Origin of the sequence: Sutcliffiella horikoshii, from assembly GCF_019931755.1 — a bacterium.
In the GTDB taxonomy this organism is placed as follows: Bacteria; Bacillota; Bacilli; order Bacillales; family Bacillaceae_I; genus Sutcliffiella_A; species Sutcliffiella_A horikoshii_E.
Map to the genome: position 1 here is coordinate 2,716,289 of NZ_CP082918.1, position 23,868 is coordinate 2,740,156.

The 23,868-nt window shown below is 34.6% G+C and carries 31 protein-coding genes and 1 pseudogene; 2 read left to right on the forward strand and 30 right to left on the reverse strand.

All coding sequences use genetic code 11. The features are described 5' to 3' along the window. Nucleotides 1–4: 4 nt before the first annotated feature. From K7887_RS14010 to K7887_RS14100, 19 genes are all read right to left on the reverse strand, one after another. On the reverse strand, nucleotides 5–727 hold the full coding sequence (locus K7887_RS14010) for an alpha/beta fold hydrolase (protein WP_223489997.1): 723 nt from the start codon (nucleotides 725–727) through the stop codon (nucleotides 5–7). A gap of 362 nt (nucleotides 728–1,089) precedes the next feature. After that, nucleotides 1,090–1,506: a flavoprotein gene (locus K7887_RS14015; RefSeq protein WP_223489998.1), complete on the reverse strand. Its 417-nt coding sequence runs from the start codon at nucleotides 1,504–1,506 to the stop codon at nucleotides 1,090–1,092. 31 nt (nucleotides 1,507–1,537) lie between these two features. Further along, on the reverse strand, nucleotides 1,538–1,756 hold the full coding sequence (locus K7887_RS14020) for a hypothetical protein (protein WP_223490000.1): 219 nt from the start codon (nucleotides 1,754–1,756) through the stop codon (nucleotides 1,538–1,540). Nucleotides 1,757–1,817: 61 nt separating this feature from the next. Continuing rightward, nucleotides 1,818–2,267 carry a hypothetical protein gene (locus K7887_RS14025; RefSeq protein ID WP_223490002.1) on the reverse strand — a complete coding sequence of 150 codons (450 nt, stop codon included), beginning with the start codon at nucleotides 2,265–2,267 and terminating at the stop codon, nucleotides 1,818–1,820. A gap of 300 nt (nucleotides 2,268–2,567) precedes the next feature. Further along, complete coding sequence (locus K7887_RS14030; RefSeq protein WP_223490004.1) at nucleotides 2,568–3,029, reverse strand: SRPBCC family protein; 462 nt, start codon at nucleotides 3,027–3,029, stop codon at nucleotides 2,568–2,570. Nucleotides 3,030–3,271: 242 nt separating this feature from the next. Next, on the reverse strand, nucleotides 3,272–3,703 hold the full coding sequence (locus tag K7887_RS14035) for a hypothetical protein (protein WP_223490005.1): 432 nt from the start codon (nucleotides 3,701–3,703) through the stop codon (nucleotides 3,272–3,274). Nucleotides 3,704–3,728: 25 nt separating this feature from the next. After that, nucleotides 3,729–4,451, reverse strand: coding sequence for a hypothetical protein (locus K7887_RS14040; RefSeq protein WP_223490007.1), 723 nt, complete (start codon nucleotides 4,449–4,451; stop codon nucleotides 3,729–3,731). A gap of 53 nt (nucleotides 4,452–4,504) precedes the next feature. After that, a complete protein-coding gene (locus tag K7887_RS14045; RefSeq protein ID WP_223493659.1) occupies nucleotides 4,505–5,041 on the reverse strand; it encodes a DUF3267 domain-containing protein in 537 nt (178 codons plus the stop codon). Between the two features lie 260 nt (nucleotides 5,042–5,301). Then, nucleotides 5,302–5,772: a hypothetical protein gene (locus K7887_RS14050; RefSeq protein WP_223490009.1), complete on the reverse strand. Its 471-nt coding sequence runs from the start codon at nucleotides 5,770–5,772 to the stop codon at nucleotides 5,302–5,304. Between the two features lie 50 nt (nucleotides 5,773–5,822). After that, nucleotides 5,823–6,428, reverse strand: coding sequence for a lysozyme inhibitor LprI family protein (locus K7887_RS14055; RefSeq protein ID WP_223490011.1), 606 nt, complete (start codon nucleotides 6,426–6,428; stop codon nucleotides 5,823–5,825). 42 nt (nucleotides 6,429–6,470) lie between these two features. Then, nucleotides 6,471–7,028: a hypothetical protein gene (locus K7887_RS14060; RefSeq protein ID WP_223490013.1), complete on the reverse strand. Its 558-nt coding sequence runs from the start codon at nucleotides 7,026–7,028 to the stop codon at nucleotides 6,471–6,473. A gap of 38 nt (nucleotides 7,029–7,066) precedes the next feature. Continuing rightward, the gene (locus tag K7887_RS14065; RefSeq protein WP_223490015.1) at nucleotides 7,067–7,597 is read right to left on the reverse strand and encodes a hypothetical protein; all 531 of its coding nucleotides are present in this window, start codon (nucleotides 7,595–7,597) and stop codon (nucleotides 7,067–7,069) included. A 67-nt stretch (nucleotides 7,598–7,664) separates the two neighbouring features. Continuing rightward, nucleotides 7,665–7,847 (reverse strand): hypothetical protein, encoded by a 183-nt coding sequence (locus K7887_RS14070; protein ID WP_223490017.1) that lies wholly within the window; start codon nucleotides 7,845–7,847, stop codon nucleotides 7,665–7,667. 183 nt (nucleotides 7,848–8,030) lie between these two features. Then, on the reverse strand, nucleotides 8,031–8,339 hold the full coding sequence (locus K7887_RS14075; RefSeq protein WP_223490019.1) for a DUF4190 domain-containing protein: 309 nt from the start codon (nucleotides 8,337–8,339) through the stop codon (nucleotides 8,031–8,033). Nucleotides 8,340–8,385: 46 nt separating this feature from the next. Further along, entirely contained in the window at nucleotides 8,386–9,042 is a 657-nt protein-coding gene (locus K7887_RS14080; protein WP_223493660.1) for a Type 1 glutamine amidotransferase-like domain-containing protein, read from the reverse strand. Between the two features lie 517 nt (nucleotides 9,043–9,559). Continuing rightward, entirely contained in the window at nucleotides 9,560–9,772 is a 213-nt protein-coding gene (locus K7887_RS14085; RefSeq protein WP_223490022.1) for a PF20097 family protein, read from the reverse strand. 237 nt (nucleotides 9,773–10,009) lie between these two features. Beyond that, entirely contained in the window at nucleotides 10,010–10,564 is a 555-nt protein-coding gene (locus tag K7887_RS14090; RefSeq protein WP_223490024.1) for a hypothetical protein, read from the reverse strand. After that, nucleotides 10,533–10,859 carry a hypothetical protein gene (locus K7887_RS14095; RefSeq protein ID WP_223490026.1) on the reverse strand — a complete coding sequence of 109 codons (327 nt, stop codon included), beginning with the start codon at nucleotides 10,857–10,859 and terminating at the stop codon, nucleotides 10,533–10,535. Before K7887_RS14095 ends, K7887_RS14090 begins: the two co-directional genes overlap by 32 nt. A 339-nt stretch (nucleotides 10,860–11,198) precedes the next feature. Next, nucleotides 11,199–11,696: a DinB family protein gene (locus tag K7887_RS14100; RefSeq protein ID WP_223490028.1), complete on the reverse strand. Its 498-nt coding sequence runs from the start codon at nucleotides 11,694–11,696 to the stop codon at nucleotides 11,199–11,201. Nucleotides 11,697–11,999: 303 nt separating this feature from the next. On the opposite strand from K7887_RS14100, the gene K7887_RS14105 reads away from it, so the two are divergent. After that, nucleotides 12,000–12,206 (forward strand): hypothetical protein, encoded by a 207-nt coding sequence (locus K7887_RS14105; protein WP_223490030.1) that lies wholly within the window; start codon nucleotides 12,000–12,002, stop codon nucleotides 12,204–12,206. 25 nt (nucleotides 12,207–12,231) lie between these two features. On the opposite strand, the gene K7887_RS14110 is transcribed toward K7887_RS14105, so the two are convergent. From K7887_RS14110 to K7887_RS14150, 9 genes are all read right to left on the reverse strand, one after another. After that, entirely contained in the window at nucleotides 12,232–12,729 is a 498-nt protein-coding gene (locus K7887_RS14110) for a GNAT family N-acetyltransferase (protein ID WP_223490032.1), read from the reverse strand. A 119-nt stretch (nucleotides 12,730–12,848) separates the two neighbouring features. Beyond that, a complete protein-coding gene (locus K7887_RS14115) occupies nucleotides 12,849–13,133 on the reverse strand; it encodes a hypothetical protein (RefSeq protein WP_223490034.1) in 285 nt (94 codons plus the stop codon). Between the two features lie 259 nt (nucleotides 13,134–13,392). Next, complete coding sequence (locus K7887_RS14120) at nucleotides 13,393–14,061, reverse strand: DNA alkylation repair protein (protein WP_223490037.1); 669 nt, start codon at nucleotides 14,059–14,061, stop codon at nucleotides 13,393–13,395. A gap of 225 nt (nucleotides 14,062–14,286) precedes the next feature. Then, nucleotides 14,287–14,571 carry a hypothetical protein gene (locus K7887_RS14125; protein ID WP_223490039.1) on the reverse strand — a complete coding sequence of 95 codons (285 nt, stop codon included), beginning with the start codon at nucleotides 14,569–14,571 and terminating at the stop codon, nucleotides 14,287–14,289. 983 nt (nucleotides 14,572–15,554) lie between these two features. After that, nucleotides 15,555–16,025: an RNA-binding protein gene (locus K7887_RS14130; RefSeq protein ID WP_223490041.1), complete on the reverse strand. Its 471-nt coding sequence runs from the start codon at nucleotides 16,023–16,025 to the stop codon at nucleotides 15,555–15,557. Nucleotides 16,026–16,115: 90 nt separating this feature from the next. Then, the gene (locus tag K7887_RS14135; protein ID WP_223490043.1) at nucleotides 16,116–17,048 is read right to left on the reverse strand and encodes a hypothetical protein; all 933 of its coding nucleotides are present in this window, start codon (nucleotides 17,046–17,048) and stop codon (nucleotides 16,116–16,118) included. Between the two features lie 81 nt (nucleotides 17,049–17,129). After that, nucleotides 17,130–17,564 (reverse strand): hypothetical protein, encoded by a 435-nt coding sequence (locus K7887_RS14140; RefSeq protein WP_223490045.1) that lies wholly within the window; start codon nucleotides 17,562–17,564, stop codon nucleotides 17,130–17,132. Between the two features lie 139 nt (nucleotides 17,565–17,703). After that, entirely contained in the window at nucleotides 17,704–18,021 is a 318-nt protein-coding gene (locus K7887_RS14145) for a hypothetical protein (RefSeq protein ID WP_223490047.1), read from the reverse strand. Nucleotides 18,022–18,482: 461 nt separating this feature from the next. After that, nucleotides 18,483–22,616 (reverse strand): S8 family serine peptidase, encoded by a 4,134-nt coding sequence (locus K7887_RS14150; protein ID WP_223490049.1) that lies wholly within the window; start codon nucleotides 22,614–22,616, stop codon nucleotides 18,483–18,485. A gap of 189 nt (nucleotides 22,617–22,805) precedes the next feature. Here K7887_RS14150 and K7887_RS14155 point away from each other — a divergent pair, with 189 nt between their 5' ends. Next, nucleotides 22,806–23,339, forward strand: a complete 534-nt coding sequence (locus K7887_RS14155) for a hypothetical protein (RefSeq protein WP_223490050.1) — start codon at nucleotides 22,806–22,808, stop codon at nucleotides 23,337–23,339. 76 nt (nucleotides 23,340–23,415) lie between these two features. Here the strand turns inward: K7887_RS14155 and K7887_RS23080 are convergent. Both K7887_RS23080 and K7887_RS14160 read right to left on the reverse strand, forming a co-directional pair. Then, nucleotides 23,416–23,518: pseudogene (locus K7887_RS23080) on the reverse strand (SAM-dependent methyltransferase); the annotation flags it as partial. 2 nt (nucleotides 23,519–23,520) lie between these two features. Further along, a complete protein-coding gene (locus tag K7887_RS14160; RefSeq protein WP_223490051.1) occupies nucleotides 23,521–23,811 on the reverse strand; it encodes an RNA polymerase alpha subunit C-terminal domain-containing protein in 291 nt (96 codons plus the stop codon). Nucleotides 23,812–23,868 lie beyond the last annotated feature (57 nt).

A 23,868-nucleotide genomic window follows, 5' to 3' on the forward strand; every position in this document is an offset into this window, starting at 1 on the left:
CACTTTAGGCATGCAGCCGATCCAACTTCACTAAAAAATCAGTGACAGTCTTAATGAATCTATTATAATCAGGTTTCCATAATTCGTGACCTGAATCTGAGAACTCAACCACGCTCACATTACTCAAATGATTCTTGTACTTTTCTGTAGCATTTTCTTTTAATAGAGAGTTGTTTGTCCCTCCCTTTATAATAAGAACCGGACACTGTATCTGCTGTAGATCCTCCCATAATTCAACTTCTTTTGAGTCTCTTAGGATTGCTCTAACGACGTATTGACGATCTTCCTTAATAAATCCGTTTGATAAAACCGTATCAACCCATGACTCTGGAATGGAAGGATACTTAGCTGGATAATCGCATAAGATCATTCCTTTTATATGGTCAGGGGAATTAGATGCATAATGAATGGCGTATGGTACTCCCATAGAGTACGCCATTAAACAATAGTCTTTAAGATGACTTTCTTTTATGACTGCTTCTATGTCTGAAGCGTGATCTTCCAAACTATAAGCTGAAAGCGGAGCATCGCTTTTGCCATTTCCCCTGAGACTTAGTGATAAACAGTGTCTAGGTGATAGAATGCTCATCTCATCTTCAAAATGTTCTGCAAATCCCAAAGCTCCAGGAACATATACTAATGGTGTCAGGTCAGGAGAGTAATCAGTCGATTCTAGGTAATGAATAGATATATCTTTGTTTTTAGCATAACGATCCTTCACAGGCATATTATCTCCCCTTGTAATTTAGAAGTTCTTCTAAGAGCTCAGCAATAAGGTTTCCCATTTTAGATTTAGTAACCACTATAATCAAGTAGATAGGAAGCGCCAAAACCATTGGTAACCCCAAAATAGTAATACGGATAATGTTAAACCTCCACCTATTGAAGAGGAGATTAACACTAAATACTTACTAAAATTTATTTCTTCTTTTTTGTAGGCTATTGTAAATAATCTAGTAAGATAGAAAACGGTCATAAAAATAATTAGGGTCGTCACAAAAGATACAAACACCACTTCCATAATAAAACACATCCTTTGCTCCAAAAATGAAACATACTTTCTCCATCGATTTCTTAGAACGGCACCGTTTAGGTGAATTGTATATTCCTTAAGTTATCTAATGAGATCCCTGCTTCTATATGACTTCTTATAAGTTTCCATTTTCCAAAGCTTTCTTTCCTAAAGGTTTGGAAAAATAAGTGTGCAGAATTTATACTTTTACCTTTTAAAGTCATAGTTGCAGATATAATTACCATTATTTCGTCTGTCCTCAAAGGAATAATAGAAACCTTTTTTAATTCCCACTTTGCATTATTTTCTTCTGCAAAAAGGAAGCCTTGTTCCCACCCATTTATTGATTCTTCAAATCCAAAATCAATAATGTTTCCATCTCTAATCTCTCTAGCTTTATAATCTTTTGATATTAAATCCCTCATCCTATTTATAGACGAAGAACGCCACGCTTCTAAATATAAATCCAGGAACTTTCTAAATTGATTATCCATAAAAAAACCCCTACCAGTTTGTAAAGTAATATTATTTCTTAAGCATGTAAACACCTATTAGAGCTGTTGCTAAAATAAGCAGTGATGGTATAAGAGGAAGACTTGTTTCGCTTACACTCAAAGATCCACCTGCTTTAATAAAACTTGCAGATTCTATTATTGAATTAGACAGTTGATTGAATCCAAAAACAAGTGCTGCTGTTAAAGAAGCTAAACCTATCAGTAGTAGTCCGGATATTTTATTACTCATATAAACACCTTTCCCTAAGTCCAGAAGTAAATTAGTTCATTCTCTCGTCCAATCTTAAAATCTAGAATTCAATCTCAAATTCCTCTCTTAGAACACCGCCATAGCCTGATGCAGAACTAATTTGAATTTCATACTTTCCCTTTGGAATATTAGTTATCAATAATCTATATTCAAATTTCTCATTTGGTTCTAATAGTAATAATCTACCGTTTCTGTTTTCCTCGTTTAAATCCAAGTGCTTCATTATAATTTCGCCAGATTCAATCTCTTTGTTGTCTAAATTAGAAATACTCACATTGTATTCTAACCAAGTAGGAAATGTTAAGGTTGTCTCTTCTTTACCGACATTAGTAATACTAAAAATAAACTCTCTTTTTCCCTTCTCATTTTCTTTACTCTCCAGTTGAGAAAGGATCTTTGGTTCTTCTGGTTTTTGGCTAACAAAAAAGTATATATAGAGTAGACCGCTAGCTAGAATTATTCCAAAAGCAATCAAAAGAACCTTTTTCAAATTTCTCCCTCCACTCGCAAATAGAATAGCTATACCGCTTTTATACTCCATTATCTTATTGCTGAACTTTAATCTTTCTCGTGAACTTTCACAAATACCGAACCAAATAGGTTATCACTTACATACGCGTCTAATTTCCACATCCTACTTTAGTTGCCCCACCTACAGTGCACTTTCTTTCCAATCTGTCTCTGTTTCTATTGCACAACCTAGCAGAGAAGTGGCAAATACAACAATTAAGCTAAGTAACAAAAATTGTTTTCTTTTCATCTGATACCTCCAATTTTCTAACCTTTTGGTTTAATTTTGATTCAACTTTTCAGCAATCTTTTTTAATTCCTTTGCACGCGAAACAATGAATTCTCTCATATATCTCTCTAAAAACAACTTGTCGGCAGCAACTCCAATCAGACCGAAAGGCGACTTGTATTGGAAATTGTCTATCATTATGGTCCCACCATCTGCTTCCAAAAATTGATGAGTGTGGGTAAAAGACTGGAAAGCTCCCTTCACCATAACATCCACAAACTTATGAGGTGGTTCCATTAATGTCACTTTAGCTGTCAACCTTTGTTTAATACCAAAGTGAATAGCTTCCCATGTGACAGTTTCTCCCTGTTCTAGTAACCCTTTTGTCACTCCACCAACAGCTCTTTCCTTTGTTTTCGAAGTAGTCTGAGTATGAATATCTACATTCCTTGCTAGATCAAAACATATCCCAACAGGTGCTTTGATATATTGACGATGCTCAATCAGAGGCATTAAACCTTCTCCTTTTTGCAAGTATTCACAAACACTATAATTTCATTTTATGTTTTTAATTCTTGTTAAAATCTCTGAAACACACATTGCTATACTTGCATTCAACATTATTAACACAGAACCTATCATTGCTGTACTGTCATAATCAGTAAAAAAATTCATTATAAAGAATATAAAACTAAAGAAAAATACGATGATGCCAAATACAAATAAAAGCCTTTCCATAAACTCACTCCAGCTAATCAATCTTCGTTTTTCACTTCAACCACAAACAAATAATTCCTTGCGACCCTTGAATTCCATTTAGTAGCTATTTTATAGACATATACCCCGTCAGTATCAGGCGCAGTAAGTTCAACATTACTCAACACTACATTCTCTTCCTGAAGAATTTCATCCTTCCAATACGATAAATAAACCTTCTTTGGCATGTCTTCATAATTTATGTTGATGATTTGTTTTGGCTTTACAACCACCCGATCTAAATCTTTATAAATTTCAGGAGGTTTGTTAGTGTCTATCTCCTCTATTGGTATACCAGAAAAACCTATGTAATCTATATTTTCACCATCAATGGTTATATCTGAACTTACACTAATATCCGAATTACATCCTATCAAGTTGATAAAAATAACAAGTAATAAAAAGATCCGAAGAAAAGAAGATATTCTCATTCACTTCCCTCATTTTGTAAAGAGTTTACTTCCCAGTAGTTATAGCCGTTTCACTTATAATGGAACTAAGTTTTAAACGCCCCATCCACTTTTCCGATTCACTTATACTTCTTGTAATTCCGTTTATTTCTTCGCAGTACTCTAAACCTTCAACTGGAGCGTAACCGATTTCTAGTTTTGCGATTCTATGAACAATCATTACCCATTCAGCATCCGTCATTTTTTCTTTCGAATAGTCATTTATATATTCTGCACTTTCTCTAGAAAACAAGCAGGAACCAGCTGTTATATCAACGTTCATCCCCAACTCAAGGGAACAAATTTTGTTTGTAATTTTTTCTGTTTCAATCCATGCCTCTGGGTGTGTGTTCATTGCTCTTTCTGAACGCCCTAAAATAAGGTAGTCGCAACTCGGTAGACTAGAGGTTAATAATTTCAGTTCATCAATATGATTTTTCCCCCAAGTTAGAAGTCTGTCCAGGTCGCAATAATGATAGTAATAACTATGACCAGATAGTCCTAAGCTGACCACTTCTCTTCTTGCTGAAGCCGCTCCTTTTTTTGGGATTACTTTTACTTTAAATTTGCTTTTTTGAATTTGTTCCAAAAGTGTTAGGGAGGATTCATCACTTATAGTGATATATAGTTCTGTATAGATATTCTCAAATTGTTTTTGTAATTCCTTAAACAGCTTAATATTTTTCCCAGATGGATCATGTGTAACTGTTAGAAGTCCTATATTTGGCAATTTGTTCACCTCAATTTTTTAACTAATCAGCCCGTTCATGTTATAAAAAGCCCTTACCCTACTCTCACATACCCTCTGCAAAAAAGCGTGTTCTTTGGTTTAAGTGCAATAAGAAATGAATTGATGATATCTGAGGCAGAAATCAACGTGTTGAACCAACTAATAAATAATAAGATTAACTTCAAATCTCCTGAAACATAGAACGATAGAATGAAAGGAACAACTGATAACACAATAAAAGGCAAGCTCATAAAGACCCAAAACCTACTTTTAGAGAGGATGGCATTTGTATTGATCCAAAAAAATATACCGCTAAAAGTTAGGCTTATATCGCCTTTATTATTTATGACAAATATGTGGAGAAATTCATGAAGGATAAATACTAAGATGCCTGTTAAGATGAGTGCAAAAGTATGTAAATGAGAGAATCGTGTACTGAAGATAGTTGGTATGATTAAAAGGCTTACCTGAAGCAGGTATACAAATTTCATATAATGCTCTCGGAACCAAGTGTTTTTTATAAAAGGAGTCCATACTGTCGAATCTAAACTAACTTGTGGTAATTGTTTAAACCATATCATCATAGATATCTACTTCCTCGCCGCATTATGTAAATTTGATAAAATGTTCATTAGCAATAGTTAAACTTGATTTTTCTTTTCTTTATTCTGGATATAGATTTGTTGTAATGTTAGATGAATGTCATTCAAAATGAAAAATATAAACAACAACATAACAAACGTAATGATCTCACCAGTAAAAAAAGAAACTGCCCCAATAATTATAAAGAAAACTCTATACATCCAATTAATTTCCATAACCAATCCCCTTTATATAGTAAGAAACTTAGTCATTCTTTATCCTTCTGTTCTTCTTGATTATGTTTCTCTAATTCTAGCTCCTTTTTATTTTCTTCCTCTATTTCTTCTTTTGTCTTAGGAGAAGCTGAAGTAAGTGGAACATTTGGTAAGGAGATGTCAACCTTGTATCTAATGCTGTTTTCATAATCCATAAAATGAGCCTCATCTTTAGTTTGGTCAAAACCCAATTCCAATATTGTTTCTTCTTTGTTTTTGAAATGAGCTTTATACGGCAGCATTGCAATATCTGCCGTGTCGGATATCTTTTCGCCGTTTGCCTTATTTAACTTAGTAACCAGGTCTTCAATGAAGGAAGCATCCTCAATAGTATGTATAAGGTCCTTATTCTCCCAATTATAAATATCAATTTGGGTTGCGCCCCCCAAATCCAGCTTATTGTGTCCGCATCCTATTAACACAAACGTTATTAAAAGTGCCAGAGAAATCATTTTTATTTTCATGATCCCCCCTCCTACCTTAACAGTCATTTTATTGAGGCTAGAGGTTACAGTCACTTCACATAATTTGCAACCAACTCATAGCATCTTTCTTCTGTTAAATTTGCCAGCACAGCCACGTATTCCAGATGTTCTTGGGTACCACCTTTAAATTTGTGCGATGCTTCCAATGCACTATCATCTCTAAATTTTATCCAGTTCCGCTGTTTCTCTCTTAATTCGACCATCTCTTCTGTAGACAGTTGTTCCTCTAATACGCCATAAATCTCATTTAATAATTCATCCCAAAGTTCCCATCTGTCATTTTCCACTTTTTTCAAAGCATATGTAGATGAATCTGTTGGTTCCAATTCTTCCGATTCTTTTTTAGTATCATCTAATTGTTGAAGATACTTTTCTTTTAAACTAGTAGAAGCTTCTTCTTTTACTTCAGCTGGCTCACTGGTTGATGTATCCTCTTTTTCGTTTGGTTCCTTATTGTCTTGAATGTCTGTCTCAACACTGTCATTATTATTTTCCTTTTCGGTTGTTACTTCATTTGAAGAATTGCCATGTGTGTTTTGAATAGCACCTGCTTCATCAGATGTGTTTCCACAAGCAGCCATTAAAAGCATTCCAACTGTAATCATTGCTGTACATAACTGTTTATTTTTTTTCAATTTTTAAATCCTCCTATTTTTACAAGAAATCACTTGAATCTGTTAATCTTCGTTTTCAATCAACTTACCATTCTTATCGTAGTATTTATAATCGAATGAAAAATTCTTTTCCTCGTTAGGCATCTCTGTCCAAGTTGCTGAGTTTTTGTATAAAGCAAACTCTTCAACGAATAAGTGTTGATTGGCAAGCAACTCCATTTTTGAGATTTCGTTATCATAAGTAGCAATGGTAAGAATAAATAGATTGGTATGATTGTCCATCCTAATACTTAAGGGGATTAAAAAGTGAGATAGCGGCTCTTCTCTTTTTTCTGCAGAACTCCATTTATAATTGCCATACTTATCTTTTATAAAATGAATGTATGCTGAAAGGTTATTGCTTAAAAATGCAACTAACCTCTCATCTCCTACATCTTCGATATCTATAATTTCTATCGAAGTCTTCTTAAACATATCTATCGACTGGATTGTTTGGACAATCGATTCCTCGTCATTTCCATTTATGTAAAAGGAACTATTAAGGTAGCTAAAAGCTAAGAAGATTACTCCAATCACCAAGGCCAAAAACCATAAAGAAAGCTTTCTATTTTTAATTTGCATGTTGCTCCCCCTAAAAATAACAAACCCATAATAATTTTTTAGCGATTAATTTCATTGATTGAAATAAATATTCTTGAATACATTGCTTTAAGATGCTCATCACTCTTTATGTCATTGTGCAGACCAAACCCCCAATGTTTCAAAGTATCATCTTCTTTTGAGGTAAGAACACCAACCGCATAACTCATGCCAGCTGTCCATTCTGATGTATTGTCGTACTCCAAATCTTTTTCCGTAAAAGGGACAAAATTATCCGTTCCTATAAAGTAAAATGGAATATTAGAATCTGAGTAAACGTCTGCAAATTGGTCTGCAGCAGCCTCTGAAAGATTATTCTCTCTAATAAATACTGCATCATAAGAGGTCAGATCTTCAGGTGTCATTTCATCAAAAGAAATTTCCGTAAATATTACTTGTTCTTCTTTTACTTCTGGTGGTTCTCCTACCACTGCTATGTCTAACGTTCTTCCTTCATACGATTTAATAACTGAATTTTGTTTACAAGCTGTTAGTGCAAATACTAGTACTAGCAAAATCAAACAATATGATTTCATTTTATCTTTACTCACCTTCAATCTCCTTTGCTGTAAATACTCCATTCATCCCATACTTCATGGCTTCCACCAATAAACCTCCTTATTTAACCTCCCTCTTTTTTATGGTTATAAGTTTTGCCATGACAAAATGAATCACTGCAATAGTAAGTAAAAAGTCTCTATAGGCCTCGTTTGTCCCTTCGAATAAATGAACAACCGTATAAAAAAATATAAACGAAACCGTTATTAACATAAGGACATAGTACTCCATTTTCAGTTCCATTTTACTTCCCCCTAGAAACAGCTTTAAGTTAAATTCATAACAATCATCTCAAATTCCCAGTATTTCCACAATAAGTAATTAATTATATGGCCCAAAAATAAAAATGAGCACTCATCCCGGTTCTAGGATTGCACCCATCTTTAAAATATAAGTATTTAATTAAAGCTGCCTTTAATCATTACACTAACTTACTTCCATAATGAATTCAGATGGTGTGAATAGAAGAATGGTGATAATAAAAATAATTATTGGTAAAATGAGGCCCAAAAAACTGCATATTAGCCCTGCCAAAGCCAGAGATCCTCCAGGCTGGTTGGTAGTACTAGTTTTTCTAAGCCCTATTATTCCAAGAATAAATCCAGGTAAAGCAAAAACAATACCAAATATCAAAGTAAACATCATTCCCAGAAGCGACATTATCCCGAAAATCAGAGATAAGATTGCTTGAGTATTAGTTTCTTCCCGTTTGGTGGTTATGATATTTTCGTTCATCTGGGTTTCCCCCTTTCCTGTTTTAATAAATAGCGATTCACTTCAACTAGAGTGTCACATCCAATTTCCGAATCTCTGAGTGGGAAATTAAATATACATTACCAAAAATGTCGACTTTGCCTCCCTTTACACGGACAGCGCAATCTTTGTTTGATGCGTAAATATTGATTTCTTCCGATAAAGGAGATAATTCGTTTTGAACCTGCGCAATGTTATTTTCAAGATCAAAATGAGACAAGACAGAAAAGTCGTCAAGACCGATTCCTTTGTATACAGAGCTTGTTTCAACTTTAAATCCAAGTTTTTTTGAGCATAACCATTTTGCGGACATATTGATCGCACCAGCGCTTGCTCCCATCACAACGGCTCTGCTTTTTTTAATCAAATCCGACAATTCAAATTCCATCAAAAGATCATTTTGTTTAAGCGTATTTCCACCCAATAAGAAAATGGCTGAAGCATTTTGAATTAAATTGTGGGTATCTTCCTTCTGTACGCGATAATTAATTAGATGGTATTCATCAAATATAATGCCGGCCCGTTCAAGCCACGAGCGTTCAATAGCGCCATCATCTTCATATATAGAAGGATTTGAGCTAATCATAACTAGCGATTTTCTATCTGTAATATCCTCCTGTAAAACCCTGCCCAGATTCTCAGGAAAAAACTTGCTGAACCAACCTAAATAATAGTGAGTTTTCATAGCCCCCCGTAGCAAAATAAAATAACATTCAATTTCTGCGTTAATCATTCTGTATCCTTGTTACCAACACAATTCTCTCAATATGGGATATAACTCTATTAAAGAATACCTCCATTTTACGGAATGAATAGCTAATTCCTTTTTTTTATCAACAAAAAGAGAATGGTTCCACTTAAAGTGAAGATAATTGTACCAACAATAACCTTTACCAATGATACACCTACATCAACAGTATCTTCAGTTTTATGTTTTATGTCATTGACTGTCCACCAGTCATTTATTGAAGATTCATATATTGCAAGATATAGCCATGTTAAATAACAAAAAAAAATCAATAAAAAAAGGCTAATTATTCTATTCATAGAATCTCCTTTTCACTATGGGCATTTATGCAAAAAGCTAACTTTTCTTTATCTCAACTGCCCTATACTTATGTAAGGAACAATCCATTATGCTGCAATCGCTCCAGATTGTTTAAGATAGTAAGGTTATTAAGAACTGCTTATTTATATCATTATTATTTATATATAAAAATAACTAAATTACAGTTTTCACATCTAAATGCTGGAGTTTTACTAATTTTGAAGATTGCATCTTTTATTAATATTTCACTTTCTAAATCAGCGATGATTGAATCAGCCGAATCTGACCAACAAATTCTGCGAGGAGAAAAAATATATCCCTGCTTCCCCTCATTACTGCATTTAGGACATTTAACAATTTCGTTCATAATTGGTCCCCCATTTTCTCTCTTATGTATTCCTTATCGAAGCAACTTGCCCCATTAGCACAATAAGAGAACTGCCTTCTTCTACAATAGCTCCTATTTTATGGAATAAGCCGGTAATAATTTTTCTATCTTCTCTTCTGTTGCTTGTGAAAGCTCTGGTTCAATTTCAACAATTTTTGAGTAGCATTATACACTAAATAGAAAGAAATCTAGAGTGCGATAGAAATTCTACTAATACTAATAGGTAAATTCGATTGGAGAGTTTATTTTCTCTTCTGTAACAATATAAAAAATTGTGTAATTCTCGAAATCTAAGTGAAGAAATTTCATATCATTATTGGATAATCCCACTGGAACCTCTTCGTTTTCATGAACAATCCCCCATACATGGGAATCACCTTCTATTTCTGTTCCAGCAGTCCACCAAATACCTTCCTTATCAACAAGCTCTAAAAAAATCCTATGATGGTTTCTTAACGTATTATCCAAAAAGTAAAAGAAGTAAATTGTCTCATCCACCTCATATATAATAACTTCACTATTGTCTTTTGATTGAGTTTTTAATACGTTTTCTTCTGAATATTTACTGTTTATAATGTTTTCTATATCTTCAACATTATCTTCTACATTTGATGTACAGCCAAGAAGTAGAGTAATACAAAATAACTGAATAATTGTTTTTTTAAATTTGATAATAACTCCTCCTGTTAGAGATACAGACCTACTTATTCCGTTAAAGCTCCTAGATTCTTGAAGAAAGCTATTCTTTAGTAATTTTAATTTTTTTCGCAATGTACTGCCCTTCAAATACTTCTATCCAAACTTTAATCTCTTGTTTTTCATCCAAATCTTTAATGCTACTTATTTTTCCTGATACTTTAGTATTCTTCAAAAAATAAATTTCAGGAGTAAACGGTTCCTCGTCTGGATTTACTTTCGTAGGGTATAAGATGAATTTATTCTCTTCTAATTCTCCTACTATACCATGATGATCTGGTTTAATTACATACCATCCTGATAGGAAAGAAACAACAACAATTAAGAATATGGAAAGTGAAATTAATTCTTTTTTCACTCTGTTTGTCATCGCATTCTCCCTCCCTTATTCTTGAAACCTTCCCTATTCTTAAGTATGTAAAAAGCGTTTACATTGGAAATATGCTTCCTATTGCTTCCTACCAATTATTTCATATTCTAAAAATTCCTACAATAAGTTATTTATCATTCAGGTCCGAAATAAAAATGAGCACTGACCCTTGAAAGGATCGCGCCCTACTGTTGAGCAATGAAACACGCTCTGTATATACGTTCTAATTTATTTATACACACGTTGCCATGCATTAAGCAGCAAGATAACCCTTTTCACTCTGGAGAATGAAAATGAATGCACACCCTAATGCTTGAAAGGTCGATGAAGTATGATGTTTCAAGACCAATCAACGCCACCCCAAGAGGATTGCAATTTTCGCAACAGGACAATTTGGCCGATATGGTACGTATCGTGCATCATAATATTACTTAGTAAACGCTCAGTAGAGGAGCTGTTAGTTGCATACGGAGCTTTTAACTTTTCATCGTCAAGGTCCTCAATGACCCTTTTTAATTTATTTATGACTTCATTAAGACGCTGCACTGTCTGGGTCCACCCAACTTCGTCTTCTGGATCCCCCTGACTCCCAAAGGTTTCTTCATTGTCTTTTGCCTTATGAGGATTCTCTGTGCCCTTCATTCGATGGATTACATCTTCATTCCAAAATATCAAGTGGTTGACAATCTGCCAAATCGAATTGCTGATTCCAGAACTTGTCCATGATGCCTCTGCTGCAGTGACTCCTTGAAGTGCCTGATCCATAGACGCAAACCACTCATTCTCATGGCAATGCATGTCCAGTTGTTCTAAAAACATTTTGCTTACAACTTGCATACAACCAATCCCCTCACTGTTTAATTGCTTCCCAAGGAAAAAAAACCATTCTTTATTTTGAAAATACAACCAATCACGCACTATGAATTATTCGACTTAACCACCGTTGATTCCTTCATAATGATAAGCAGCAACTTATAGGCAGGGAATTTTTCATTAAAAAGAGAACCTCCCAAATAGTTAATGACTTAAAATCGCGATACCAAAAAGATTAGATAGAACATTGACAGCCCTTTCAATTTCCGATATCCTTTATTATTCTGAATTTAAAAATACATTAAGTTATAAAGGGGATGTACTCCGATGGATATTAACGTATCTGACTTGGTTGAAGCAAAACGTCAAATTGACTCTACACTTAACAAATTAAGAGAAACTGTAAAAACTCTTGAAACTAAAGAGAATCCTAATAGATATAAATCTCAGATTACTTTAGCCAAAAGAAGAATTGAAGCATTTGAGATTTCAGTGTTTCTTATTGAAAGAAAAATAATTGATCTTGGTGAATAAGATGATTTTCAAGAATAAAAAGAAGCTATAATAACTTTGACATATAATACTCATCATAAGCTCTATTATTTATCATAAGTGAGTTTCTTTTCGTTCCTTCTATATCAAAACCACTTTTCTTGTAAAGTGCTACACCTGACTCATTTTCGGTGACAACTGTTAACTCTAATCGTGAAATGTTATGCTTTGAAGCCCAATTTGTAGCATGATTAAACAGTTTTGTACCTACTCCTTTCCCTCTATAATCCTGTAAAATACCTATTACAAGATAAGCGGAGTGCTTTGTTCTTTTAACGCTTCCACCTATAACAAATAAGTATCCAATTAATTTGCCATTTTCTTCTGCTACAAATACCGTTGAATTTTTTTGCTTGTCTATTATTTCTATCCGTTTTTGCTGTTGTTCAAGAGTCATTTCTCGTTCCCCTGGCTCCATAAGCATAAAAGCAGATGTACTCTCAACTTCCTTTATTAGGAGTAGTAAATTTTCTGCATCTTCCATTCTAATTTCTCTAATTAGCATTCCAAAAACTCCTCATCCCTAGTCCAGTCCAATTCTTATGTATGCAGCAATCCATCGCGCTGCAATCACTCCTAGTTATTAATATTAAAAGACTTATTAAGTGATTTAATACTAAGTCATTATTTCTTACCTCTTCGTTCTAAAAATATAGGTGCTATATTTAGTAAGATAGAAACAATTGTCAAAAACCATAATGCCCTTTCCATACCAGGTACTACATCCATTAACGCAGCCCAATCTTCCACTTCTACCCACATCGATACAAGACTGTATTCTGCACAGAGTGTTAATGCTGTAAATGATAACCCCATTGCCATAGCGAGCTTATAATCCTTTCCTGCCGCATACATATAAAGATTTATAAAAGTTACAACTATTGCAATAATCCCTAATATTACCCACATAACTATTCCTCCATATATTTTAATAAAATAATGCGAAATTGCTTTATGTCAATTTCTTTGCAGTTTGCATAATTCCAATTATTTCATATTCTAAAAATTCCTTCAATAAGATATTTTCCTTGACCAATATAAAAACGAGCGCTAATCCTTGTTAAAGGGTAGCGCCCAATTTCTTTCGGTCCAAGCCTATTACAATTTTCATATTGAGGTTTAATTCCTTTATTTTCACATTAAACCATTATGATTTTTTCAATGGAAACTAATTGGTAATTCGTTTGTTAACTTCAATCGTAATGAATTCCGGCAAATAATTTGGTGTACATCCTTTTGATACCATTTCATCTTTGTAGAGTCCCGTTTTCTCACCAAGTTTAATACAACGTGCTCGATACTTTTCATCATAGACGCCTATCCAGCCTGCAGTGAAATTCATAGCCCATTGAACTTCGGGTTCTTCCTGCTTAATATTAGCTTCAATTGCAGATAGTAAGTCTGCTGTGTTAACAGGCGGTGTTTGTCCAGTCCATCTCAATCTCCCTTGATAATACCAGAAAGCACGCCTTTGAAGTGCAGAAGGGCTATTTTCCCATGACACCATCAATGCAATGTTCTTCTTGTCTTTGGTGAGTTGATTAGCCATTAACCAATCCATTAGGTTATTTCGCTCATCAAAAGTGTGAATCTGCATATCCTTATCAAGCTTATTTAGCACATCTTGTGAAAGAAGTTTTTTGTCCATAAGTAAGATTGCTAATAGTCTGGGCAGAAACTCTTCGGTTGACCAAAGTTCCATAGCTAGTTCGTGATCTTTTTTAATGTCCTTTGCGATTTTTCGTAAATCGCCTAGCTTAGTTTTACTATTGATCTGCAGTAGAATGTTTTCTGATTTTGAAGTGCGTTTTATTTTTGTTTCTTTTTTTTCATCCATTTTATACAACTCCTTTTTTGAAGAATGTATCTGTTTTGAAAATTAGATGCTAGTTCTTGTTCCAGGATAGCGCACTTAAGTGGAATAACTAACATATTGCCTTGATTGAATTTCTTTTTCACTTTTTGTCACCTGCTAGTCCCCTCCAATTGACGTACGAAACCAGAAAAAAACTATGGAAAAAATGCCCCTAGTTTAAGAAAGGACCAATTATATTCTTTAAGCCTAACAATTTGATTCCTCAGCTTCGAGCAACTCACCATTTTGGTCATCTACTTGAATATTTCCAAACTCACAAGACTCGTCGATTTTCCATTCAACGATGTACTTCCCAAAACTTTGGCTCACCGATTTTATTTTAATTTGATCTTTGTCCTTGTTGAGGTCTTCGATTAGATGTTGTAAAACAATAGACTCTGCTTCCACTTGAGTAATTTCAGAGTCAGAATTCCCACAAGCAGCCAATATTAAAAGTAGTAAAACAGGTAACATAGAGCCTATCTTTTGCATATTCCCCCACCTTTTTCAATTTAAATTTTTTTATGTAAACTAATATACTATTAAACAGAAGCTCCCATTTGATAAAATAAACCTTACTCTGTTGGGACATATCCTATAACTTCTTTTTCCAGAAGGTCAACAAATATCTGAGGTAACTCATTGGTAAGGTTTTCTTTAGACTCAAAAGTAACCATTAACACTTTAACTCTGTGAGGTTCGCCCTCAAGCATATGACCAAAACTAGTGTCCGTAACCTCCACTGAAGCATTTCTCCAATCCCCTTTAGCTAACTCATCCCATCCTTCTTTCTTAACGAATTCCCAAGCAACCTTTTTTAAAGATTCGTATTCTTCATTTTTAACGATTTCTTCTTCAAATTCAGCACTCTCTTCAGCTTGAGGTGAACAAGCGATTAATCCACAACATAAAATAGTGATAGTTACACCGATTGTTATTCTGTTAATAGCAAGAACCTCCTAATATATATTTAGAAGATTAGACGGATTATTTCCTGTCTTGTTTCAATTTTTATAAATCAAAACTAACGGGTCTCTGGTTATTCCATTTAACTGCCCTTAATTTGAACAAAGGTGACCTGCCATTCAGCAAACGCTCTTGTTAGCTTAACAACGAGGTTATATAAACTGTTCCCCAATAAAGAAAACTCATAGTTAAAAACACAGATCCAAATACAGTGATTGCTTTTGGTATTTTTCCATACAAATAAATTATTGCTATTCCTATAAATATATGAAAAATTATAAAAAGAAAAATACTCACTCACTTCACCTCTACCAAATAAATTATAAGATTTTGTATTCAATAAACTGCCCAATCATAATACCAATTATTTCATAAACTGAAAATTCCTACAATGAAATATTCCTCATCATGCATAATATAAAACGAGCGCTGATCCCTGTTCGAGGATAGCGCTCTAATGATAAATAAAATTAACATATTCCCTTTCTCTATTTGAGTGAACGCAGGATTTAGAGACAGAAAAAACCTCTATAATCAAACTCGTACGGAGGTACTGACTTTACTTCTCTAATATCAACTTTTATCCACTTTTTTTCTGTCTTAATTACTTTTTCCATATTATTGTTGCCGTTTTTGTCTTTGAAGACAATGTAACCTTCAGTCTGATTTTTGTTAATGTATACAAATTTCACACCGTAGTATTCACCTACAAACATATCCGTTAAACCAGAAGTTCTTTTATCGGAACTACCTAAATCTTGATAAAGTTTTTCAGTATCATCATGGGAATTATATTCACTATAATTAGATACATCCAAATTAAAGCTTTTGATTAAATCTTGTTTAATTTCATTAATGTATTGATCTCTGAACTTATTGGAAATTTCTATACAAGTGTCACTGGCTTTAAACTCCAAAGCATTTGTACCACCTGGATCTAATACATTCAATAAGGAAAAAAACATCACTAAATGAATCATTTAATCCCCCCCTATATATTTATAGGGTTATCTTGTCACAAGAGATAAATAACAATACTTTACTTGGACTAGCTTCTAAAATCGCACAAGTTAATTAAGACATTGGTAAGGATCAATTCTGATGGATTCCCAGATTCCTTCAGCACTCTTTTTGTATTGAGAAATTAATACATCTGTATCGTTTGTTAATTGATAAAAGATGAAGCGATAATCGGCTCCATCCGTACCGATATAATCAATCGTTTTAACGTAACCTTCTTGTTTTGCAGGTAGCTGTTTTTTTATTAATTTACACCATTCTCCATACATAATAGCAACCACGGCTTCCGCATCATGCTGCCAGAGATGATAGGCTGCACAGAGGAAGTCCTCTCCATACAATTTCATCTGGTCAATTTTATACAGGTTTTGTTCTTTTTTTAATTGGACATAGCCATAATAATAAGCAAAATAGGTAACACCTTTTGATGAACCTTCGATGCTTTCCAACTCAATGAAATAAGGACCCATGCCGTTTTCATCTGGCAGTCTGTTCATCTTAATTAAATTTAGATGTCCAATTCCAGCAAACGATTGAAGATATTCATTATAGGAAACCCTTCTTTGATAGTCTTTAGTAAAAAAGTTATAAGCAATTGGAAATGGCAATTTTGCCATCCCTACAGTTCCGCACCCACCCAACTGGTTTTGGTTGAGGTTTTCTGCCTCTCTTAAAATACTAAAGTAGTTTAAAATAGTTTCGTCAGGATTCCGGGTTAATGTTGCAGGCAGTTTTATCTCTTTGTAGTTTAATTCATAATAGGGATCAAAAAATTGGGTGTTCTCGAAAAGGGTGTTTTTTATAGGGAGGGAGGAAGGACGAAAATATTTTTCGGCATCACTGTTAGTTATTAAAGAGGTTTGGTTGCGTTCAACTGGCTGTCCAAATGTTTGCGGTTCGTAATGGGATCCCATAAGGAGAGTCATTTCTTTTCTTGGATATTGTTTGAATGCCCTATTTAACCACTTTGTAAAGTGTTTCAATTAGTCTCCCCCTACAAGAATATACTGTTTTACCTTATTCACTTTCTTGTAGGTTTATTAACATTCATTTTTGTATAAAGACTATTTGACCTCTATTACAAACGCGTAGAACGAGTCAGCTTCTAAATTCTCATAGTTCCATCTTGCATCTATTTCATAATAGTATACACCTTGTTCAGAAGGCGTTACCAAAGACTGGTTATACAATTTCTCTTCACCTTGTTTCATTCTAGCTATTGAAATATTGCTTGGTCTAGGCGTGTAATGAAAACTGATGTTAAATTTAGAATTTCCAGGAACTACTGTTGGTTCTATTTCTTCAACAATTTCTGGAATAGAAGGATAGTCAGCACATTCATACCAACAATACGTCCCCCTTACAACAGGAATATCGACTGAATCTATATAAATTTCAGGAATTGGTGGTTTAGTTCCCTCTAACTTGTTGTTCCCTGAACAACTTGCAGTTATTGTAAGAGTATTAATCGCTAACATTAACAACATTATCTTTCTCATTCACCAACCCCCTATCAACATGCCAAAAATGTAAAACTCCTCGATAATCCTACCCTAAAGCTCAATACCAATTATTTCAACCAAAAAAGTAGCCTACCTTATTCCAGATAAACCCCTGTTTATTAAATCACGACGATCACTAAAAGACAGCCCATACATTCTTCTTAATGTAATCTTCTTCGCTTATCTCCTTTCCATTTACCATAAGTGACTGGAACTCATCAAATAGCTTCTTCATTTCTTCCTCTTTGTTGATTAAAGTAATACTTTTGTTATACTCCACCTCGTTCCTATAAGTTGATATTTCCATCCATTTCGTATTATCATCTTTACTCTGAAGATATACCGTATTAACCTCCAAATACTTTCTATATATGTATGAAGCTCTTTTTTGAATACTTATATACTCAGCAACTTTATCACTTTGAATATGATATTGATAAACCTTTACAAACATAAAGTTCACTCCAATTAAAAACAAATTCATTGAATTATTTCACCGACTTAATAAGATGTTTTATAATCCCACTAAACTAACCGTAACTAATATCGATGAAGAAGCCCAAATAATAAACAGAATAGCTACGAGATGATGAGATACTTCGTCTTTCATAGCTTTTAATAATGATAGGATAAAGAAATAACCAAACAATAAAAACAAAATTGCAAATAAGAAAAACACAAGAACCTTCCTTTCAATTAACAAAAAATCACTTTAATATATTCAGTCACAATTTATTATTTCAAATGAAAGACATTTACTCAAGGTGTATTTCCCATAAAAAAGGAAGCGTACCTTAGTTGAATTCAAGCCATAATCGTGGTTGATATCAATAAATATTTTATTTGATGGAGTGGCTGAATAGTAAATGACCCCGGTCCAGTACCGGGGTCATTTACTTTTTCATAAGTTAAAAATCAATGATTATGCCCATGCCCTTCTTCTTCCAGCAAGTGCGTTAGTCCTAATTCCTCTAGAATGCTTAGTAGGTTTACACCATCTACTTCTTCTTTGGGTTCAGGTGCATTTTTCAACAACGTATTTTGTTCTAAATAGTTTCTTACGACGAACCTCATGTCGTTTTCACCCACAGTACCGTCGTGGTCAAGATCGGCTGGACGTTCATTTAAGCCGTAATGCTTCTTTATTTCTAGAGCATCGATGATATCAATGACTCCATCCTGATTTACATCTCCAGCAAGTGTCATGGCATAGAAGATGTATGTCATTCTACCGACGTCTACTCCGTTGAACTCATCTCCAAGGTGGCTTATTTCCACTACACGCTCAAAGTGACCTGGTAGTTTAACAGAAAGTGTATATGGTTCATCTGTAGTTGGAAGGCCTTTGAAGATATATCTTGCTGCACTATTTACAGTACCTTCATATACGGTTCCATCTTTTGAAGTCAGAGTAGCTGTAATTCCTGCGCTAAGCATGTCTTTCGTATAATCTAACCAAACACCGCTCATAAATGCTTCCGGTAGAATTCCGCCTTCAAGTTGCGAAACAGTTGGCAAGATGTTGAATCCTTGACCAAACCTTTGCACATCACTAGAACCGTTTTCATCATGAACGGTTGCCTTAGTTATATTCATATTCTGGATCCACTTTGCATAAGAAGTGTGATTTTCCTTTACACTAAGTGAAAGATCAAGTAAAGGCATTTCATGAATACCTTCTATTTGACTATTTAATTCAAGCTGAATTCCTAACACTGCATTTGTACCAATGGTAGAAGAAGTAGTACTGATTATCCCATCTACTCCTTTGTCATCTAGTAATTGTTGCAATTCACTACTAATCTTCACATCTTCAAGCGTAAAAATATTTTGTGGGAATCGCAATTCGAAATTTGCTTTTTGCATCTGTTCTATATGTTGTGCAGATAGCTTAACAGAAACATCATCTCCATATTTTACATCAATATTTTCAGAAGCAAGCTTTACGTAAGGTATGCCTGCTTTAATTAAATGATACGTTGAGTGCGGATGCTCTTGCATACCATTCATCGCTAAGTCTAATGTTCTAAGTGTAAACCTTGTCATATTCGTTCCTTCATTCAACTTCAAATCCGTAGTAAAACTTCCGTCAGCTGCTACCTCTAAATTTTTCGCGTTATAACGTGTAAGGTTTAAAAGTGTTACTTCGTTAGAAGCTTGGGATGTTTCCATACCATATTGATTTAATACATCTACGTGTTCATCAAATACTTTCCCAGAAATAGTTAGCCCGTTCTCATCTACTTCATATACTCCACCAAGATTGCTCATTTTTAATCCTGGCAATGTATTTTCAATAAATAATGGCTGGCTTTTACTGAATACTTTCCCATTTTCAGCTCTTGAAATTGCCTCAATCTCATAATTCCCAGGAGGTGCTAATTGTTTTGCATATTCTACCGGATGATCTTGATCACCGGTAAACGGGAAGTATAATCCCACAAATCCAAATTCCATCCCGAATAATGTGTCTTCGTTTATATCTCCTTGATAGGATTCAATAATGCCTAACGCCTTACCAGTATCTCTTTCTTTAAGAACCAGGTCTAGGGCTACCATCGGGCTATTAAACGAGAATAAGACAGGAGTATAACCCATATAGCCATGATTATAGTCTCTTCGCGTTGTAAAACTCGTGTATGGAACAATTAATTCTTTAATCCCTTGTTTCATTAAAACAGTACCAAATGGCACATAATATTGTTCGTTCTCGTCTTCCCTATTTGTCAAAACAACCATTCCTTCATAGTAACCAGGCTCTGCATCTTTAGAAAATTCGAGCGTCACATCTCTTGTCATTGATTTTTTATGAGGCACAGTAATGTTGTTAGGTAAAGTTAGTTTCACTCCGTTTTCATCTAGTTTCTTTGAACCATTTGTATGGTTTTCTATAAAAGAAACCGAGTATTTCTTAACCTTGTTACTATTGTTGGAAACTGTAATTGGCAACTTATATTTCATTTCCTTTTCAGATGTATAGTAACTGCCAAAGCTTAAGCTGCCGCCATTTTCTACTAAAAGCTCTCCTTGGTGATTTTTTGTTTCCTGCCTAACTGAAATTGAGGTTTCAGTTTGTACCGCTTCATAAATATTGATTCTACCGGCACCACTTTCCCAAACACTTGTATTTCCATTCAATTTTTCTGAGGTATTCATCAATGTTGCTTTTACTTGCTCTGGAGTAAGATCTGGTTTAGCTTGAAGTAGTAGGGCAACTGCGCCAGCTACATGCGGTGCCGCCATAGAAGTACCTGATGCTCTTCTATAGGAAGAGGTATAATCTTCTGTGTTAGTTGGATCCACTGTAAAGGCAGGAACCGTAGAGAAAACGTCCACTCCTGGAGCTACCACTTCCGGCTTGATGTCGTAAGTAAGTCGACTTGGCCCTTTTGAACTGAATCCTGCAAGTACGTCCCCATCGGTTTTCACTGAAGCTTCATCATGAAAAGATAGTTTTGTTGTCTCTTTTTCTAGTAGCTGTTTAATGATCAAACCTTGGTCATACGTTAATGAAAAACTAGGAATATAAGCATTTGCTTCTCCTAAGTAAAACGGTATATGGCCTTCTTCCTGGTTGTTATTGTACATAATAACTGACTTGGCACCATTTTCTTTCGCAAAAACAACCTTGTCATGTAGCGCAAAATCACCTCTGGCTACTAAAACAACTTTTCCTTGCACATCTTTCCCTTCATAATCTTGCCTTGTCCCCTTTTGCACATAAACTATTTCTGTAGGGCTTTTCAAGAAGGACTGTAAATCTGTCGTATAATCTTTACCTAGTAAAGGTAATTGTGAAAAAGTGTCCATGGCTGTTCCAGACTCATATGTTGCGTCCATTGTCGGCCTTGTGATGGAGTAGCTGGATGCACCAACTGCTATTCCCAGCGTGGAAGTCGCTGGAGAACCAATAGAGAACGAGCCTAATGAACCCGAATTCCCGGAAGCTATTACTGCTACAACGCCCGCTTTTACCGCATTATCAATTGCCACTGCACTAGGATCAAATGGGTGATTAGCTGTAGAACCTAATGATAGATTTATAACGTCCATTCCATCTTCTACAGCTTTCTCAATACCATCAATGACAATTGACATCATTCCTGATCCATATGGCCCTAAAACTCTATAACCATATAAATCTACTTCTGGTGCCACCCCTGTTACAGCGTATTCCGATTCATTTGCCCCGTTTCCTGCTATTGAACCTGCAACATGTGTTCCATGGGATGTATAATATGTGGAATCCGACATCGGGTTTCTTTCCGGTTGACCTGAATTCAGCCAATCTTCATATGTTGTTTCCATTGGATCGGCCTCATTGTCAATTAAGTCATAGCCTCCTTTGTACACTTCACGCAAATCAGGGTGGTTATAGTCAATTCCTGTGTCAAGGACCCCTACCTTGATTCCTTTACCTGTAATTCCTTCTTCATGTAATCTGTCTGCATCGATTTGTTTAATACTATCAAGGGCAGGAGATTCATTCGAAACTTCGGGAGATGCTACCGGCTCTATCTTCACCTCAAAATCTTCCCAAATCGCTTTTACGTATCCTAACTCCGATATTTTTTGTACATCTTTAGAAGGTAAAGTCATCGAAACTCCATTAAAAGTTAAATCATAATTTCTTTTAATCTTCACTTCCGAAAATTTAGCTTTTCCGACATTTTTTTGAACGAAGCTTTTAAATTTATGATGTGTTTTACTTATTTTTTCTCTTTCTTTACTTAAGGTTGTAGAAATTCCTTTTGCTTTCTTATTTTCGACTTCAACGATTGATGGCTCATCAGTGAATTGAACAATAATATTCACATCTTGGTCAGAGTGAATATTCAAATCAGGAAATAATATTTTAGACTGAATACCTGTTGTTCCAGAGACTTCTCTCATTTTTTCACGTTCATAACCTGTTACATTTTTTAAGTATTCTTCCACATCATCAATCTGTTCACTTGTTGCTCTAACTTCATGTTGTCCAGGAAATACACTGCTAATTACCAATAAACATACGAATAAAACGGATAATAGATACCTAAACCTTCTCACTCATTATGACCTCCTAGTTTTCGAAATCTTCTTTCTACTTAAGGCTATAATAGAGAAGTTTTTTTGTCAGTTGGGGTTTTTAATTAATTCTTAAGACCTAATCATTGAAAATTTCCCATATGGAATATCGTTGTAAGAAAACGGTAGAAACGTTACACTTTAGGAAGAAATTTGAGTGAGGTGAATGATATGAAGAAATGGTGGATTCTAGTGCTCGCTTCATTAGTTGCACTAACTGTTTATTTTACACTTGAAAGAAATGATTTATTTTATGTCGAGGTAACCATTCCTTCGTCATTATTTATTAGTGATATTAATGAGGAGGAGCTAATTTCCAGCTCAGAAAAAGAAGGAATCCTGGTTACCAAACATGAGGATGGATCCATGACATATAGAATGAATAGATTAAAACATTACGAGAAAAAGGCTGAATATAAAAATATCATTTTACATACCATCCAAGACATCATAGCCGACGATGAGTACTATGAACCTATATATGATGTGACCCATAATAAATCCCTTAACCAATTTACCTTTTTTATAGACAAATCCAAGAGTGAGGGGAGTCTTGGTTTAGATAGAATTGTATCTTTGTTAATTGGAATGAATGCTGCTCTGTACCAATTGTACAATGGAGCCTCACTGGACAATTATCACGTAAATGTCCGCCTGCAAGACAAGGACACGGATGAAATCATTAGTGAAACAACTCTTCCATAGAGTGGACTGTTCTCTACTTGAACATACTTAGTCCGTAATAGTCAAGCTCCCCTGTGTGCTAGAATTAAAGAATCACTTAGTTTTTTTGTGACTTAATAATAATAAAAGACGGTCTTTTCATTAATTAAATCTGGCATTTTTTCTATACCTGTCAAAGTTGATTCAGGTTCGATAATCTTAATTATTCTTTAAATTCTAAACCAGCCTCTTCTAATGATTTTTTCATAGTTGGTAAAGAAGCGGGTCCAATACCGTGGAGCTTTAGTATTTCTTTTTCGGTGTACATAGAGAGTTTTTGTAAAGTATTTATCCCTTCGTGAACTAAGGCGCTTCTAGCAGGTGAACTTAATTTTGTTAAGAAGCCGCTACCGGGTTTATTCTCTTTATTGCAAGTAGGGCAACTTGGGCATTCGCTACTTTTGAAATATTTATGCCCTTTTTCACAAACTCTTAAAGTTTTTACTGCTTTCAAGGTAATCCCTCCTATGTAATTCCAACAAATTTATAATGATTATAATATTTGGTCAGG